This window comes from Pantoea sp. X-Soil-YNGN-785 (assembly GCF_059730585.1).
Window position 1 is genome coordinate 256,806 of record NZ_AP035942.1, and the last position, 16,054, is coordinate 272,859.

6 protein-coding genes, 1 tRNA gene and 3 rRNA genes are annotated in these 16,054 nt (G+C 56.2%); 9 read left to right on the forward strand and 1 reads right to left on the reverse strand.

The window, feature by feature from the left end:
- The first annotated feature begins 46 nt into the window (after positions 1–46).
- The 8 genes from AC6I8E_RS01135 to aceK all read left to right on the forward strand — a co-directional run bounded on the left by AC6I8E_RS01135 (position 47) and on the right by aceK (position 11,173).
- Positions 47–1,586 (forward strand): 16S ribosomal RNA (locus tag AC6I8E_RS01135).
- 86 nt (positions 1,587–1,672) lie between these two features.
- Positions 1,673–1,748: transfer RNA gene (locus tag AC6I8E_RS01140), tRNA-Glu, on the forward strand.
- 212 nt (positions 1,749–1,960) lie between these two features.
- Positions 1,961–4,868, forward strand: a 23S ribosomal RNA gene (locus AC6I8E_RS01145).
- A gap of 91 nt (positions 4,869–4,959) precedes the next feature.
- A 5S ribosomal RNA gene (gene rrf / locus AC6I8E_RS01150) occupies positions 4,960–5,075 on the forward strand.
- Together the 16S, 23S and 5S rRNA genes with 1 tRNA gene alongside form the textbook arrangement of a ribosomal RNA operon.
- A gap of 177 nt (positions 5,076–5,252) precedes the next feature.
- Positions 5,253–6,182 carry a homoserine O-acetyltransferase MetA gene (gene metA, locus AC6I8E_RS01155; RefSeq protein WP_013359748.1) on the forward strand — a complete coding sequence of 310 codons (930 nt, stop codon included), beginning with the start codon at positions 5,253–5,255 and terminating at the stop codon, positions 6,180–6,182.
- A 262-nt stretch (positions 6,183–6,444) separates the two neighbouring features.
- Positions 6,445–8,043: a malate synthase A gene (aceB, locus tag AC6I8E_RS01160; RefSeq protein WP_497824334.1), complete on the forward strand. Its 1,599-nt coding sequence runs from the start codon at positions 6,445–6,447 to the stop codon at positions 8,041–8,043.
- Between the two features lie 17 nt (positions 8,044–8,060).
- Positions 8,061–9,362, forward strand: coding sequence for an isocitrate lyase (gene aceA, locus AC6I8E_RS01165; RefSeq protein WP_013359750.1), 1,302 nt, complete (start codon positions 8,061–8,063; stop codon positions 9,360–9,362).
- A 62-nt stretch (positions 9,363–9,424) separates the two neighbouring features.
- Positions 9,425–11,173: a bifunctional isocitrate dehydrogenase kinase/phosphatase gene (gene aceK / locus AC6I8E_RS01170; RefSeq protein WP_497824335.1), complete on the forward strand. Its 1,749-nt coding sequence runs from the start codon at positions 9,425–9,427 to the stop codon at positions 11,171–11,173.
- On the opposite strand, the gene iclR is transcribed toward aceK, so the two are convergent.
- Complete coding sequence (gene iclR, locus AC6I8E_RS01175) at positions 11,148–11,975, reverse strand: glyoxylate bypass operon transcriptional repressor IclR (RefSeq protein WP_033784456.1); 828 nt, start codon at positions 11,973–11,975, stop codon at positions 11,148–11,150. The two genes, aceK and iclR, sit on opposite strands and share 26 nt — an antisense overlap.
- Before the next feature lie 242 nt (positions 11,976–12,217).
- Here iclR and metH point away from each other — a divergent pair, with 242 nt between their 5' ends.
- Positions 12,218–15,853 carry a methionine synthase gene (gene metH / locus AC6I8E_RS01180; RefSeq protein WP_418163125.1) on the forward strand — a complete coding sequence of 1,212 codons (3,636 nt, stop codon included), beginning with the start codon at positions 12,218–12,220 and terminating at the stop codon, positions 15,851–15,853.
- The last annotated feature ends 201 nt before the right edge of the window (positions 15,854–16,054 follow it).

The following is a 16,054-nucleotide window of genomic DNA, read 5'->3' on the forward strand; positions in this document are numbered from 1 at the left end:
GTTTTACAGATGAGCACCGCTTAACTTGTTTAAGCAAATCAAACTTAAATTGAAGAGTTTGATCATGGCTCAGATTGAACGCTGGCGGCAGGCCTAACACATGCAAGTCGGACGGTAGCACAGAGAGCTTGCTCTCGGGTGACGAGTGGCGGACGGGTGAGTAATGTCTGGGGATCTGCCCGATAGAGGGGGATAACCACTGGAAACGGTGGCTAATACCGCATAACGTCGCAAGACCAAAGAGGGGGACCTTCGGGCCTCTCACTATCGGATGAACCCAGATGGGATTAGCTAGTAGGCGGGGTAATGGCCCACCTAGGCGACGATCCCTAGCTGGTCTGAGAGGATGACCAGCCACACTGGAACTGAGACACGGTCCAGACTCCTACGGGAGGCAGCAGTGGGGAATATTGCACAATGGGCGCAAGCCTGATGCAGCCATGCCGCGTGTATGAAGAAGGCCTTCGGGTTGTAAAGTACTTTCAGCGGGGAGGAAGGCGGTGCGGTTAATAACCGCGTCGATTGACGTTACCCGCAGAAGAAGCACCGGCTAACTCCGTGCCAGCAGCCGCGGTAATACGGAGGGTGCAAGCGTTAATCGGAATTACTGGGCGTAAAGCGCACGCAGGCGGTCTGTTAAGTCAGATGTGAAATCCCCGGGCTTAACCTGGGAACTGCATTTGAAACTGGCAGGCTTGAGTCTTGTAGAGGGGGGTAGAATTCCAGGTGTAGCGGTGAAATGCGTAGAGATCTGGAGGAATACCGGTGGCGAAGGCGGCCCCCTGGACAAAGACTGACGCTCAGGTGCGAAAGCGTGGGGAGCAAACAGGATTAGATACCCTGGTAGTCCACGCCGTAAACGATGTCGACTTGGAGGTTGTTCCCTTGAGGAGTGGCTTCCGGAGCTAACGCGTTAAGTCGACCGCCTGGGGAGTACGGCCGCAAGGTTAAAACTCAAATGAATTGACGGGGGCCCGCACAAGCGGTGGAGCATGTGGTTTAATTCGATGCAACGCGAAGAACCTTACCTACTCTTGACATCCAGAGAACTTTCCAGAGATGGATTGGTGCCTTCGGGAACTCTGAGACAGGTGCTGCATGGCTGTCGTCAGCTCGTGTTGTGAAATGTTGGGTTAAGTCCCGCAACGAGCGCAACCCTTATCCTTTGTTGCCAGCGATTCGGTCGGGAACTCAAAGGAGACTGCCGGTGATAAACCGGAGGAAGGTGGGGATGACGTCAAGTCATCATGGCCCTTACGAGTAGGGCTACACACGTGCTACAATGGCGCATACAAAGAGAAGCGACCTCGCGAGAGCAAGCGGACCTCACAAAGTGCGTCGTAGTCCGGATCGGAGTCTGCAACTCGACTCCGTGAAGTCGGAATCGCTAGTAATCGTGGATCAGAATGCCACGGTGAATACGTTCCCGGGCCTTGTACACACCGCCCGTCACACCATGGGAGTGGGTTGCAAAAGAAGTAGGTAGCTTAACCTTCGGGAGGGCGCTTACCACTTTGTGATTCATGACTGGGGTGAAGTCGTAACAAGGTAACCGTAGGGGAACCTGCGGTTGGATCACCTCCTTACATGAAGATACCTTCCGGCGCAGTGTCCACACAGATTGTCTGATAGAAAATAACGAGCAAAGTGTCTTTCGAAGACAGACTTAATTGTCCCCTTCGTCTAGAGGCCCAGGACACCGCCCTTTCACGGCGGTAACAGGGGTTCGAATCCCCTAGGGGACGCCAAAGCTTGGTGACAGGTGAAAGATGTTACCCACATATCTTAAAGATGACTTACGAGTCATGTTTAAGATATTGCTCTTTAACAATCCGGAACAAGCTGAAAATTGAAACGACGTGTCGTTTTCATTCTCCGTAATAAGAATGAAAAATACGATGCGTTCGAGTCTCTCAAATGCTTGCAGCTCGCAGCGTTGAAAAACGCCTGTGGGTTGTGAGGTTAAGCGACTAAGCGTACACGGTGGATGCCCAGGCAGTCAGAGGCGATGAAGGACGTGCTAATCTGCGTAAAGCGACGGTAAGGTGATATGAACCGCTACAGCCGTCGATGTCCGAATGGGGAAACCCGGTGCACTCTGTGCATCATTGCAGCATGAATACATAGTGCTGCAAGGCGAACCGGGGGAACTGAAACATCTAAGTACCCCGAGGAAAAGAAATCAACCGAGATTCCCCCAGTAGCGGCGAGCGAACGGGGAGCAGCCCAGAGCCTGAATCAGCATGTGTGTTAGTGGAAGCGTCTGGAAAGTCGCAGGGTACAGGGTGATACTCCCGTACACAAAAGCGCATATGCTGTGAGCTCGATGAGTAAGGCGGGACACGTGGTATCCTGTCTGAATATGGGGGGACCATCCTCCAAGGCTAAATACTCCTGACTGACCGATAGTGAACCAGTACCGTGAGGGAAAGGCGAAAAGAACCCCGGCGAGGGGAGTGAAACAGAACCTGAAACCGTGTACGTACAAGCAGTGGGAGCCTTCTTTATGGGGGTGACTGCGTACCTTTTGTATAATGGGTCAGCGACTTATATTCTGTAGCAAGGTTAACCGTATAGGGGAGCCGCAGGGAAACCGAGTCTTAACTGGGCGTTAAGTTGCAGGGTATAGACCCGAAACCCGGTGATCTAGCCATGGGCAGGTTGAAGGTTGGGTAACACTAACTGGAGGACCGAACCGACTAATGTTGAAAAATTAGCGGATGACCTGTGGCTGGGGGTGAAAGGCCAATCAAACCGGGAGATAGCTGGTTCTCCCCGAAAGCTATTTAGGTAGCGCCTCGTGAACTCATCTTCGGGGGTAGAGCACTGTTTCGGCTAGGGGGCCATCCCGGCTTACCAACCCGATGCAAACTGCGAATACCGAAGAATGTTATCACGGGAGACACACGGCGGGTGCTAACGTCCGTCGTGAAGAGGGAAACAACCCAGACCGCCAGCTAAGGTCCCAAAGTCATGGTTAAGTGGGAAACGATGTGGGAAGGCACAGACAGCCAGGATGTTGGCTTAGAAGCAGCCATCATTTAAAGAAAGCGTAATAGCTCACTGGTCGAGTCGGCCTGCGCGGAAGATGTAACGGGGCTAAACCATGCACCGAAGCTGCGGCAGCGACACTATGTGTTGTTGGGTAGGGGAGCGTTCTGTAAGCCGTTGAAGGTGTGCTGTGAGGCATGCTGGAGGTATCAGAAGTGCGAATGCTGACATAAGTAACGATAAAGCGGGTGAAAAGCCCGCTCGCCGGAAGACCAAGGGTTCCTGTTCAACGTTAATCGGAGCAGGGTGAGTCGACCCCTAAGGCGAGGCCGAAAGGCGTAGTCGATGGGAAACAGGTTAATATTCCTGTACTCGGTGTTACTGCGAAGGGGGGACGGAGAAGGCTATATCAGCCGGGCGACGGTTGTCCCGGTTTAAGCGTGTAGGCGGAGGGTCCAGGTAAATCCGGTCCCTTATTAACGCTGAGGCGTGACGACGAGGCACTACGGTGCTGAAGTGATAAATGCCCTGCTTCCAGGAAAAGCCTCTAAGCATCAGGTAACACAGAATCGTACCCCAAACCGACACAGGTGGTCAGGTAGAGAATACCAAGGCGCTTGAGAGAACTCGGGTGAAGGAACTAGGCAAAATGGTGCCGTAACTTCGGGAGAAGGCACGCTGGCGCGTAGGTGGAGGGATTTACTCCCCGAGCCGAAGCCAGTCGAAGATACCAGCTGGCTGCAACTGTTTATTAAAAACACAGCACTGTGCAAACACGAAAGTGGACGTATACGGTGTGACGCCTGCCCGGTGCCGGAAGGTTAATTGATGGGGTTATCCGCAAGGAGAAGCTCTTGATCGAAGCCCCGGTAAACGGCGGCCGTAACTATAACGGTCCTAAGGTAGCGAAATTCCTTGTCGGGTAAGTTCCGACCTGCACGAATGGCGTAATGATGGCCAGGCTGTCTCCACCCGAGACTCAGTGAAATTGAACTCGCTGTGAAGATGCAGTGTACCCGCGGCAAGACGGAAAGACCCCGTGAACCTTTACTACAGCTTGACACTGAACATTGAGCCTTGATGTGTAGGATAGGTGGGAGGCTTTGAAGCGCGGACGCCAGTCTGCGTGGAGCCAACCTTGAAATACCACCCTTTAATGTTTGATGTTCTAACGTAGGCCCGTGATCCGGGCTGCGGACAGTGTCTGGTGGGTAGTTTGACTGGGGCGGTCTCCTCCTAAAGAGTAACGGAGGAGCACGAAGGTCAGCTAATCACGGTCGGACATCGTGAGGTTAGTGCAATGGCATAAGCTGGCTTGACTGCGAGAGTGACGGCTCGAGCAGGTGCGAAAGCAGGTCATAGTGATCCGGTGGTTCTGAATGGAAGGGCCATCGCTCAACGGATAAAAGGTACTCCGGGGATAACAGGCTGATACCGCCCAAGAGTTCATATCGACGGCGGTGTTTGGCACCTCGATGTCGGCTCATCACATCCTGGGGCTGAAGTAGGTCCCAAGGGTACGGCTGTTCGCCGTTTAAAGTGGTACGCGAGCTGGGTTTAGAACGTCGTGAGACAGTTCGGTCCCTATCTGCCGTGGGCGCTGGAGAATTGAGGGGGGTTGCTCCTAGTACGAGAGGACCGGAGTGAACGCACCACTGGTGTTCGGGTTGTCATGCCAATGGCATTGCCCGGTAGCTAAGTGCGGAAAAGATAAGTGCTGAAAGCATCTAAGCACGAAACTTGCCCCGAGATGAGTTCTCCCTGACCCCTTGAGGGTCCTGAAGGGACGTTGAAGACTACGACGTTGATAGGCCGGGTGTGTAAGCGCAGCGATGCGTTGAGCTAACCGGTACTAATGACCCGTGAGGCTTAACCTTACAACGCCAGAGGCGTTTTTGAGAGACACGATTTTCAGCCTTGTACCGGATATTCTGCGCGGCCCCTGTGGCGGCGCGGAGACAGAATTTGCCTGGCGGCTTTAGCGCGGTGGTCCCACCTGACCCCATGCCGAACTCAGAAGTGAAACGCCGTAGCGCCGATGGTAGTGTGGGGCCTCCCCATGCGAGAGTAGGGAACTGCCAGGCATTAAATAAGTGAAGAAGCCCCGCACGCGAGTGCGGGGCTTTTACGTCTGTTGTTTGCCACTTTAAGCTGAAACATTTTCATTTTCTGCATGAAACCTCGACATCTTACAACGATCAGGCTAATGTTGGGCATCCAGATGTCTAAACGTTTATATGGTTGCGAGAGGTGAGCAGGCTATGCCAATCAGGGTTCCCGACGAATTACCGGCAGTGAATTTTTTGCGTGACGAAAATGTCTTTGTCATGACATCGTCGCGCGCCAGTGTTCAGGAGATCCGACCGCTTAAAGTGCTCATACTGAATCTGATGCCGAAAAAGATCGAAACGGAGAATCAGTTTCTGCGTCTGCTTTCCAACTCGCCCTTGCAGATCGATATTCAGCTGCTGCGCATCGACAGCCGCGAGTCACGTAATACGCCCACTGAGCACCTCAACAATTTCTACTGCAATTTTGAAGATATCCAGCACGACAACTACGATGGCTTAATCGTGACAGGTGCACCACTGGGACTGGTTGATTTTAATGATGTCGCCTACTGGCCCCAGATTCAGCGCGTACTGCACTGGGCCAATGAGCACGTCACCTCCACCCTGTTTGTCTGCTGGGCCGTGCAGGCTGCGCTTAATATTCTGTATGGCATTCCCAAGCAAACCCGGCATAACAAGCTGTCTGGCGTCTATGAGCACCAGATTCTGCATCCCCATGCGTTACTGACCCGGGGTTTTGATGATAATTTCCTTGCGCCACACTCACGCTATGCTGATTTTCCTACTCAGCTGATAACGGATTACACCGATCTTGAGCTGTTTGCTGAATCGGAACAAACCGGCGCCTATCTGATGGCGAGTAAAGACAAACGTCTGGTGTTTGTTACCGGTCACCCGGAGTATGATGCGCTGACGTTGTCGGGTGAGTATCATCGCGATTATGAAGCGGGAGTCAGCCCGGAAGTTCCGTATAACTACTTCCCGCAGGATAATCCGGCTCTGCCACCGCGCGCCACCTGGCGAAGTCACGGCAATCTGCTGTTCTCGAACTGGCTCAACTACTATGTTTACCAGATCACTCCGTTCGATCTGCGCCGCATGAATCCAACGCTGGAATAGTCCCACCTGACGATCAACTGAACCGTGTTAGCCAAAGGCAACACGGTTTTTTTTCGTCTGTAAAACGCTAATGAAATCCGTTCCTTTAATAAAAATAACTTTAATTGCATGTAAAACATCGGGATAGAATAATTTATATACAAAAATGGAAATAGTTTTTGATTTAGAAAAATAAATGCTTATGCTCTGATCCTGTCGCTCACAAAACGAACACCGTGTGGATCCGCTGCATTCGATCCTTTGAATACAGGAGAAAACCAGCATGACAGACTCAGTGATCAGCCATACCCTCTCTTTCAGCCAGCCCTTTAACCATGCCGAACAGCAGTTATTAACCCTCGAGGCCGTCTCTTTTCTGGAGGCGCTGGTTGCGCGCTTTGCACCGCAACGCGACGTGCTGTTATCAGATCGCCAGCAGCGTCAGCAGCAATATGACCAGGGCTATCTGCCAGACTTCGATATGGAAACCGCTTCCATAAGAGCCAGCGAATGGCGTATTCAATCCATTCCGGCAGACTTAGAAGATCGTCGGGTCGAGATCACGGGGCCACCCGAGCGAAAAATGGTGATTAATGCCCTGAACGCAAACGCAAAAGTTTTTATGGCCGACTTTGAGGATTCGCTGTCACCGGAGTGGTCAAAACTGATTGACGGGCAGCTGACACTGCGCGAAGCGGTGCAGGGCACCCTGAGTTACACCAGCGACACGGGCAAAATTTATCAGCTCGGCGCTAATCCAGCGGTGCTGATGTGCCGGGTTCGCGGCCTGCATCTGTCAGAAAAACATGTCAGCTGGCAGGGTGAGGCGATTCCGGGCGGGCTGTTTGATTTCGCACTCTATTTCTTCCACAACGTCCGGCCTTTGCTGGCTAAGGGCAGCGGACCTTACTTCTATCTGCCTAAGACCGAGAGCTGGCAGGAGATCGCATGGTGGCGTGAGATCTTCAGCTTCAGCGAGGATCAGTTCGATCTGCCGCGCGGCACGATCAAAGCAACAGTGCTGATTGAAACCTTACCCGCCGTGTTTCAGATGGATGAGATCCTGTGGAATCTGCGCGATCACATCGTTGGACTCAACTGTGGCCGCTGGGATTACATCTTCAGCTACATCAAAACCCTGAAACAGCATCCGGATCGCGTACTACCGGATCGCCAGTCCGTCACCATGTCTCAGCCGTTTCTGGATGCTTACTCGCGTCTGCTGATTAAAACCTGTCATCGCCGGGGAGCATTCGCGATGGGCGGTATGTCAGCGCTGATCCCCGCTAAAGATCCGACGCGCAATGCCTGGGTGCTGCAGCGCGTGACGGAAGATAAACAACGGGAGGCGGGCAACGGGCATGACGGCACATGGATTGCGCATCCGGGCCTGGCAGATACCGCTATGGCGGTCTTCGATGCTGCGCTGGACGACCGGCCGAATCAGCTGCATGTCATGCGTGAAGAAGATGCCCCGATCACGGCGGAGCAATTACTCGCACCCTGTCAGGGTGAGCGCACCGAAGCGGGGATGCGCGCCAACATCCGCGTCGCCCTGCAATACCTTGAAGCCTGGATCAGCGGTAACGGCTGTGTGCCGATTGACGGGCTGATGGAGGATGCCGCTACCGCTGAGATTGCACGCACCTCAATCTGGCAATGGATTCGTCACCAGCAAATGCTGAACAGTGGCCAGCGGGTCACGGCCGAACTGTTTCTGCGCTGGCTGAACGAAGAGCTGCATCTGCTGCAAAACGCGCTGGGTGAAGCCCGCTTTAGTGCCGGTCGCTATGATGACGCGGCGCAGCTGATGGCGCAGATCACCACCGAGCGCGAGCTGGTTTCCTTTCTTACCCTGCCAGGCTACCGCCTGATCCCCTGAACAGAGGAGCTATTGCCATGACACGTACTCAACAGATCGATCAACTGGAACAACTCTGGCAGACCGCACGCTGGGAGGGCATTACCCGTCCTTATAGCGCCGCAGAGGTCGTCAATCTGCGCGGCTCGGTCCTGCCCGCCTGTACGCTGGCAGAGCGCGGTGCGGAGAAGTTATGGGCGCTGCTGAACGGCGAAGCGAAGAAAGGGTATATCAACAGTCTGGGGGCGCTCAGCGGCGGGCAGGCACTGCAGCAGGCCAAAGCGGGCATTGAAGCAATTTACCTTTCTGGCTGGCAGGTGGCTGCGGATGCCAACGTAGCGGGGCAGATGTATCCCGATCAGTCGCTTTACCCGGTGAACTCGGTGCCGGAAGTGGTGACGCGCATCAATCAGACCTTTCAGCGCGCCGATCAGATTCAGTGGTCCAGCGGTATCGAAAAGGGTGACAGCCGATACACCGATTTCTTTCTGCCGATTGTCGCTGATGCGGAAGCCGGTTTTGGCGGCGTACTCAATGCGTATGAGCTGATGAAGGCGATGATTCAGGCGGGCGCGGCTGCGGTTCACTTCGAAGATCAGCTGGCGGCGGTAAAAAAATGCGGTCACATGGGCGGCAAAGTGCTGGTACCGACTCAGGAAGCGATTCAGAAACTGGTGGCGGCGCGGCTGGCTGCGGATGTCATGGGCGTGCCAACGGTACTGCTGGCCCGCACCGATGCCGACGCCGCGGACCTGATTACCTCAGACTGCGATGAATACGATCGTCCCTTTATCCGTGGCGACCGGACGGCAGAAGGCTTCTTCCGCACACACGCTGGCATTGAACAGGCGATCAGTCGCGGGCTGGCTTATGCCCCTTATGCTGACATCCTGTGGTGTGAAACCTCAACGCCGGATCTGGCGATGGCGCAGCGCTTTGCCGATGCCATCCATGCGCGCTTCCCCGGCAAACTGTTGGCCTACAACTGCTCGCCATCGTTCAACTGGAAGAAGAACCTCGACGACCGCACCATCGCGAAGTTCCAGCAGGCGCTCAGCGACATGGGCTATCGCTTCCAGTTCATCACGCTGGCGGGCATCCACAGCATGTGGTTCAACATGTTCGATCTGGCGCATGCCTATGCCCAGGGCGAAGGCATGCGTCACTACGTGGAAAAGGTGCAGCAGCCTGAGTTCGCCGCCCGCGATCGCGGTTACAGCTTCTCGTCACATCAGCAGGAAGTGGGCACCGGCTATTTCGATCAGGTGACCAACATCATTCAGGGCGGTAAGTCTTCGGTCACCGCGCTCACCGGTTCGACCGAAGAGCATCAGTTCTGACGCTTCTCCTATGACGGATTCCCCGCCCGCACCACGCGGGCGGGCATTGACCGGAGCTGACTATGCCGCCACGTGAATCCCTGATCGCCCACACTATCCTGCAGGGTTTTGATGCTCAGTATGGCCGTTTTCTGGATATTACCGCCGGGGCGCAGCAGCGGTTCGAGCAGGCAGAATGGCAGGCAGTGCAGCATGCGATGAAGGCCCGCATTCATCTCTATGATCATCACGTCAGTCTTGTCGCCGATCAACTGCGGGTGCTGAATGGCGCGGCCAGCTGGGATGAGATTTTCTGGCTGCGGGTCAAGGAACACTATCAAAGCCTGCTGCCCGGCTATCCCCGGCATGAAATTGCTGAAAGCTTCTTTAACTCGGTTTACTGCCGGTTGCATGGACATACCGACCTGCAGCCGGACCGGCTGTTTATTTTCAGCTCTCAGGCCCAGACTGCGCCGGTGACACCTTTGCGACCGTTGTCGCGCCATTATCAGCCGGAGCGGGGCTGGCAGGCATTGGTGGATCAGGTGCTGGGAGATTTACCGCTGACGCTGCCCTGGCAGCACCGCGCGCGTGATGTCGGGTGGATTATCCGCCATCTGGCGTCGCATTTCCCCCGGCTTGATCAGGGCTGGCTGGAGGTCAACAGTGAACTCTTCTATCGCAACAAAACCGCCTGGCTGGTGGCGCGCCTGCAGCTGCCGGAAGGCATTTTTCCCTGTCTGCTGCCGATCCAGCGCACGGAAGCTGGCGAACTGTGGATCGACACCTGCCTGACTGATGTGAATGACGCCAGCATTGTGTTTGGTTTTGCCCGTGCCTATTTCATGGTGTATGCCCCGGTGCCTGCAGCGCTGGTCGCCTGGCTGCAACCGATTCTGCCCGGTAAAACCCTGGCGGAGCGCTATATGGCGATTGGCTGTCAGAAGCACGGTAAAACTGAAAGCTATCGTGAATATCTTCAGGCGCTGGCAGAGAGTGACACCGCTTTTGAGATCGCGCCTGGCGTGCGCGGCATGGTGATGCTGGTCTTCACGCTGCCGGGCTTTGACTGGGTGTTCAAGGTAATAAAGGATCGCTTCGCACCGCAAAAAGAGGTGACGGAAGCGCAGGTCCGCGCCTGTTATCAGCAGGTCAAAGAGCACGATCGCGTGGGACGGATGGCGGATACGCAGGCGTTCGAGCAGTTTGCGCTGCCACTGTCGCGTATCTCACCGGCGCTGCTGGCGGAACTTCACGCCTGCGTGGCAGAGAAGCTGCATATCGAAGGCGATCGCCTGGTCATCCGTCACCTGTGGCTGGAGCGTCGTATGCAGCCGCTTAATCTCTATCTGGCTCAGGCCAGCGACGCTGAGCGACGACACGCCATTGAGGAGTATGGTAATGCCATTAAACAGCTGGTAGCCGCCAACATCTTTCCTGGCGACATGCTGTTTAAAAACTTCGGCATAACCCGCCATGGGCGCGTGATTTTCTACGACTACGATGAGATCCGCCCGATGCAGGAGCTGAATTTTCGCGAGGTGCCCGCGGCGCGCTATGAGGAGGATGAACTCAGCGCCGAACCGTGGTACAGCGTCGGGCCGGACGATGTCTTCCCGGAAACCTTCCGCTATGCGTTATGCAGTGAAGCCGCGACCGGTGCCTTGCTGCTGCAACTGCATCCCGAGATATTCGACGCCCGCTGGTGGCGCGCGCAGCAGCAACGCCTCGCCCTGGGTCATGTGGAGGAGGTGATCGCCTGGCGGCAGACGCAGCGTTTCAGCGTCTGCTATGCGGCGGAGACGGTCAACGGCCGCTATACGCCAGCGTAACCTGACGCGCTTCGCGGATGACCAGCGCACCTAATTCCGTAATCCGATCGTCTGTCATGCGCGCGATGGGGCCGGAAATCGAAAGAGCGGCAAACGCCTCGCCATGTTCATCATAAATGGGCGCGGCGACACAGCGCAGTCCGAGCGCATGCTCTTCATCATCCAGCGAAAAACCCGCTTTGCGCACCTGCGCCAGATTCTCTTTCAGACTCTGTGGCGACATCAGGGTTTTCGGCGTGTAGTAATGCAATCCTTTCTGATGCAGCAGGGCGGTGACCTGCTCATCACCCAGATGGGCCAGAAAGGCTTTGCCTGCGCCTGACGCGTGCATCGGCAGTTTGCCGCCAATCGGCGCAGACATCCTCATCAGCTGGGTGCACTGTACCTGATCAATGATCACCGCCTGGTGGTCGCTGAGATCCAGCACCGCCAGATTCACCGTCTCACCGGACTGCTCCATCAGGCTGCGCAGCACCGGGTGGACCAGCGCCAGCAGATTCCGGCTTTGCAGGAAACTGCTGCCGACCACAAAGGCGTGTGCGCCAATTGTCCACAGCCCGAGATCGCCCACCTGACGGACAAAGCCCTGCTGTTGCATGGTGCTGAGCAGGCGATGCGTGGTGGAGTTAGGCAGGCCCGCCTGCTGTGCCAGCTCGGTCAGCGCCACGCTGCCATGTGAATCCGCAATCAGCTCCAGCAGCGTCAGGCCGCGCGTCAGCGATTGAACCTGACCGCCCGCCGGTGCGGCGACAGGGGTGCCGCGGGGTTTCTTACCGCGCTTAACAGGAACGGGCGTTGCCATCGTTGTCTCTCCTTTTGCATTGTGGAAATCATTTTCGTTTTAATCACACCGTTTGCAAACGCTGGTTTTCTGGTCAGACCTGTATGGCCATGGATGGAACCTGTCGCAGAAGAGGTTACTTTGTCGCCAGACAGGCTTGTGCCAGAATGAAAAACAGGGTTTTCCGCCAGCAGACTGACGTGAATGGGGCAACAGTGAGCACTAAAATCGACGCGCTACATCAGCAGCTCGCACAACGCATTATGGTGTTGGATGGCGGCATGGGCACCATGATCCAGAGCTACCGACTGGCGGAAGAGGATTATCGCGGCAGCCGTTTTGCTGACTGGCCCTGCGATCTCAAAGGCAACAACGATCTGCTGGTGCTGAGCAAACCGTCGGTGATCCGCGAGATCCACGACGCTTATCTGGCTGCCGGTGCAGATATCCTCGAAACCAACACCTTCAACGCCACGTCGATTGCGATGGCAGATTACCAGATGGAAAGCTTGTCGGCGGAGATCAATTTCGAAGCAGCCCGGCTGGCGCGCGCCTGCGCCGATGCGTGGACGGCGAAAACGCCGGATCGTCCGCGTTACGTTGCGGGTGTGCTCGGCCCGACTAACCGCACCTGCTCGATCTCACCCGACGTCAACGATCCTGCTTATCGCAACGTCACCTTTAATCAGCTGATGGAAGCCTACCGTGAATCGACCCGTGCGCTGGTGGAGGGCGGTGCTGACCTCATCATGATCGAAACGGTGTTCGATACGCTGAATGCCAAAGCGGCTGTCTATGCGGTGAAGACCGAGATGGACGCGCTGGGTGTGAAACTGCCGCTGATGATCTCCGGCACCATCACCGATGCGTCCGGCCGGACGCTCTCCGGCCAGACCACCGAAGCGTTTTACAACTCGTTGCGTCATGCCGAACCGCTCTCTTTTGGCTTGAACTGCGCGCTGGGGCCGGATGAGCTGCGTCAGTATGTGGCGGAGCTGTCGCGCATCGCCGAGGGCTACGTCACTGCCCATCCCAACGCCGGACTGCCGAACGCCTTTGGCGAATACGATCTCGATGCAGAACTGATGGCGGAGCAGATTGGTGAATGGGCCACCTCGGGCTTCCTGAACATTATTGGCGGCTGCTGTGGCACTACGCCGCAACATATTGCGGCCATGGTCGCGGCGGTTGACGGCATCGCGCCGCGCAGGTTGCCGGTGATTCCGGTGGCCTGTCGCCTCTCCGGTCTGGAGCCGCTGAACGTCACCGCAGAGTCGCTGTTTGTTAACGTCGGTGAGCGCACCAACGTCACCGGCTCAGCAAAATTTAAGCGGCTGATCAAAGAAGAGAAGTACAACGACGCGCTGGAAGTGGCACTGCAGCAGGTGCAGAGCGGCGCGCAGATCATCGACATCAACATGGATGAAGGAATGCTCGACGCCGAAGCGGCGATGGTGCGGTTTCTGAATCTGATTGCGGGCGAACCGGATATTGCCCGCGTGCCGATTATGATCGACTCCTCGAAATGGGCGGTGATTGAGAAAGGGCTGCAGTGCATTCAGGGCAAAGGGATTGTGAACTCGATTTCGATGAAAGAGGGGGAAGCGGCCTTTATCCATCATGCGCGCCAGGTCCGGCGTTACGGCGCGGCGATGGTGGTCATGGCGTTTGACGAAGTGGGCCAGGCAGATACCCGCGCCCGTAAAATCGAAATCTGTCGTCGCGCTTACCGGATTCTGACCGAACAGGTCGGCTTCCCGCCGGAAGATATCATTTTCGATCCCAACATCTTTGCGGTCGCCACCGGCATCGACGAGCACAACAACTACGCCATGGATTTCATCGGTGCCTGTGAAGACATCAAGCGTGAACTGCCCCATGCGCTGATCTCCGGCGGCGTCTCAAACGTGTCGTTTTCCTTCCGTGGCAACGACCCGGTGCGTGAAGCGATACATGCGGTGTTTCTCTACTACGCTATCCGTAACGGCATGGATATGGGCATCGTCAACGCAGGCCAGCTGGCCATCTATGACGATCTACCGGCAGAACTGCGCGAGGCGGTGGAGGATGTGATCCTCAACCGACGGGATGATGGCACTGAGCGGCTGCTGGCGCTGGCGGAAAAATACCGTGGCGGCAAAAGTGATGGTGCGCAGGACAAGCAACTCGCCGAGTGGCGCAGCTGGGACGTGGTGAAGCGGCTGGAATATTCGCTGGTCAAAGGCATCACGGAGTTCATCGAGCAGGATACCGAAGAGGCGCGTCAGCAGGTGCCACGCCCGATAGAGGTGATTGAAGGGCCGCTGATGTCCGGGATGAACGTGGTCGGCGACCTGTTCGGCGAAGGCAAAATGTTCCTGCCACAGGTGGTGAAATCGGCGCGCGTGATGAAGCAGGCGGTAGCGTATCTGGAGCCGTTTATCGAAGCCAGCAAAGAGGCGGGGCGCAGCAACGGTAAAATCGTGCTGGCCACGGTTAAAGGCGACGTGCATGACATCGGCAAGAATATCGTCGGCGTGGTGCTGCAGTGTAATAACTACGAAATTATCGACCTTGGCGTGATGGTGCCGGGCGAGAAAATCCTCAAAACGGCGCGTGAAGTGAAGGCGGACATCATCGGCTTGTCTGGCCTGATTACGCCGTCGCTGGATGAGATGGTCAATATGGCGAAAGAGATGGAGCGGCAGGGCTTTACCTTACCGCTGCTGATTGGCGGCGCGACCACCTCGAAGGCGCATACTGCCGTCAAAATTGAACAGCACTACAGCGGCCCGACGGTCTATGTGCAGAACGCCTCACGCACCGTCGGCGTGGTGTCGTCGCTGCTCTCCGCCACGCTGAAAGACGACTTCGTTGCCCGAACGCGCAAAGAGTACGAAACCGTTCGCATCCAGCATGCGCGTAAAAAGCCACGCACGCCGCCGGTCCCGCTGCAGGCGGCGCGCCACAACGCCACCTCAATTGACTGGGAAAGCTACACGCCGCCGGTACCGCATCGCGCTGGTGTCAGTCAGGTGGAGGCCAGCATTGCGACGCTACGCAACTACATCGACTGGACGCCGTTCTTTATGACCTGGTCGCTGGCGGGTAAATATCCCCGCATTCTTGAAGATGAGGTGGTGGGTGAAGAAGCGCAGCGTCTGTTTGCCGATGCCAGTGCGATGCTCGACAGATTAAGTGAGGAGTCGCTGCTGAAGCCGCGTGGCGTGGTCGGTATTTTCCCGGCTAACCGGGTTGGCGATGATATCCATGTTTACCGCGATGAGCGACGCGATGAAATTTTGTGTGTGAGTCATCACTTACGTCAGCAGACCGAGAAAACGGACTTCGCCAACTACTGCCTGGCGGATTTCGTTGCCCCGAAGTCAGCGGGAAAAGCGGATTACCTTGGCGCGTTCGCGGTGACCGGCGGACTGGAAGAGGATGCGCTGGCGGAGGCCTATGATCGTCAGCACGATGACTACAACAAGATCATGGTCAAAGCGCTGGCGGACCGTCTGGCGGAAGCCTTTGCTGAATACCTGCACGAGCGGGTGCGTAAGGTGATCTGGGGCTTTGCGCCCAACGAAAACCTCAGCAATGAAGAGCTGATTCGCGAAAATTATCAGGGGATACGTCCGGCGCCAGGCTATCCGGCCTGCCCGGATCACACTGAAAAAGCTGCCATCTGGCGTCTGCTGGCGGTTGAAGAGCAGACCGGCATGAAACTGACCGAATCCTTTGCCATGTGGCCGGGTGCGGCGGTGTCCGGCTGGTATTTCAGCCATCCTGACAGCCGCTATTTCGCCGTGGCGCAGATTAAGCGTGATCAGGTGGAAGATTATGCGACACGCAAAGGGATGTCGGTGAGTGAGGTGGAGCGCTGGCTGGCACCCAATCTCGGCTACGATGCGGACTAAATAAAAAAAGCGGCCTGAGGGCCGCCTGAAGGGAGATCAGCCGCACCGTACTGGTCAGCTGTAATATCGAGCCAGCACAGGAAACACGGTCAGATCGGAAAGGCGCTAAAGCCAGTCCCTGGCCGCTCGGCCCGCGCCGTCCCTGGCGCGGGACGCTTTCCTCTTCTGCCCGTGTTCCCTGCGCATCAGGCTTCTTCATTG

Excerpts from the sequence above, each read along its gene's own strand:
- metA (WP_013359748.1), top strand. The coding sequence starts at position 5,253 with ATGCCAATCAGGGTTCCCGACGAATTACCGGCAGTGAATTTTTTGCGT.
- aceB (WP_497824334.1), top strand. The coding sequence starts at position 6,445 with ATGACAGACTCAGTGATCAGCCATACCCTCTCTTTCAGCCAGCCCTTT.
- aceA (WP_013359750.1), top strand. The coding sequence starts at position 8,061 with ATGACACGTACTCAACAGATCGATCAACTGGAACAACTCTGGCAGACC.
- aceK (WP_497824335.1), top strand. The coding sequence starts at position 9,425 with ATGCCGCCACGTGAATCCCTGATCGCCCACACTATCCTGCAGGGTTTT.
- iclR (WP_033784456.1), bottom strand. The coding sequence starts at position 11,975 with ATGGCAACGCCCGTTCCTGTTAAGCGCGGTAAGAAACCCCGCGGCACC.
- metH (WP_418163125.1), top strand. The coding sequence starts at position 12,218 with ATGGTGTTGGATGGCGGCATGGGCACCATGATCCAGAGCTACCGACTG.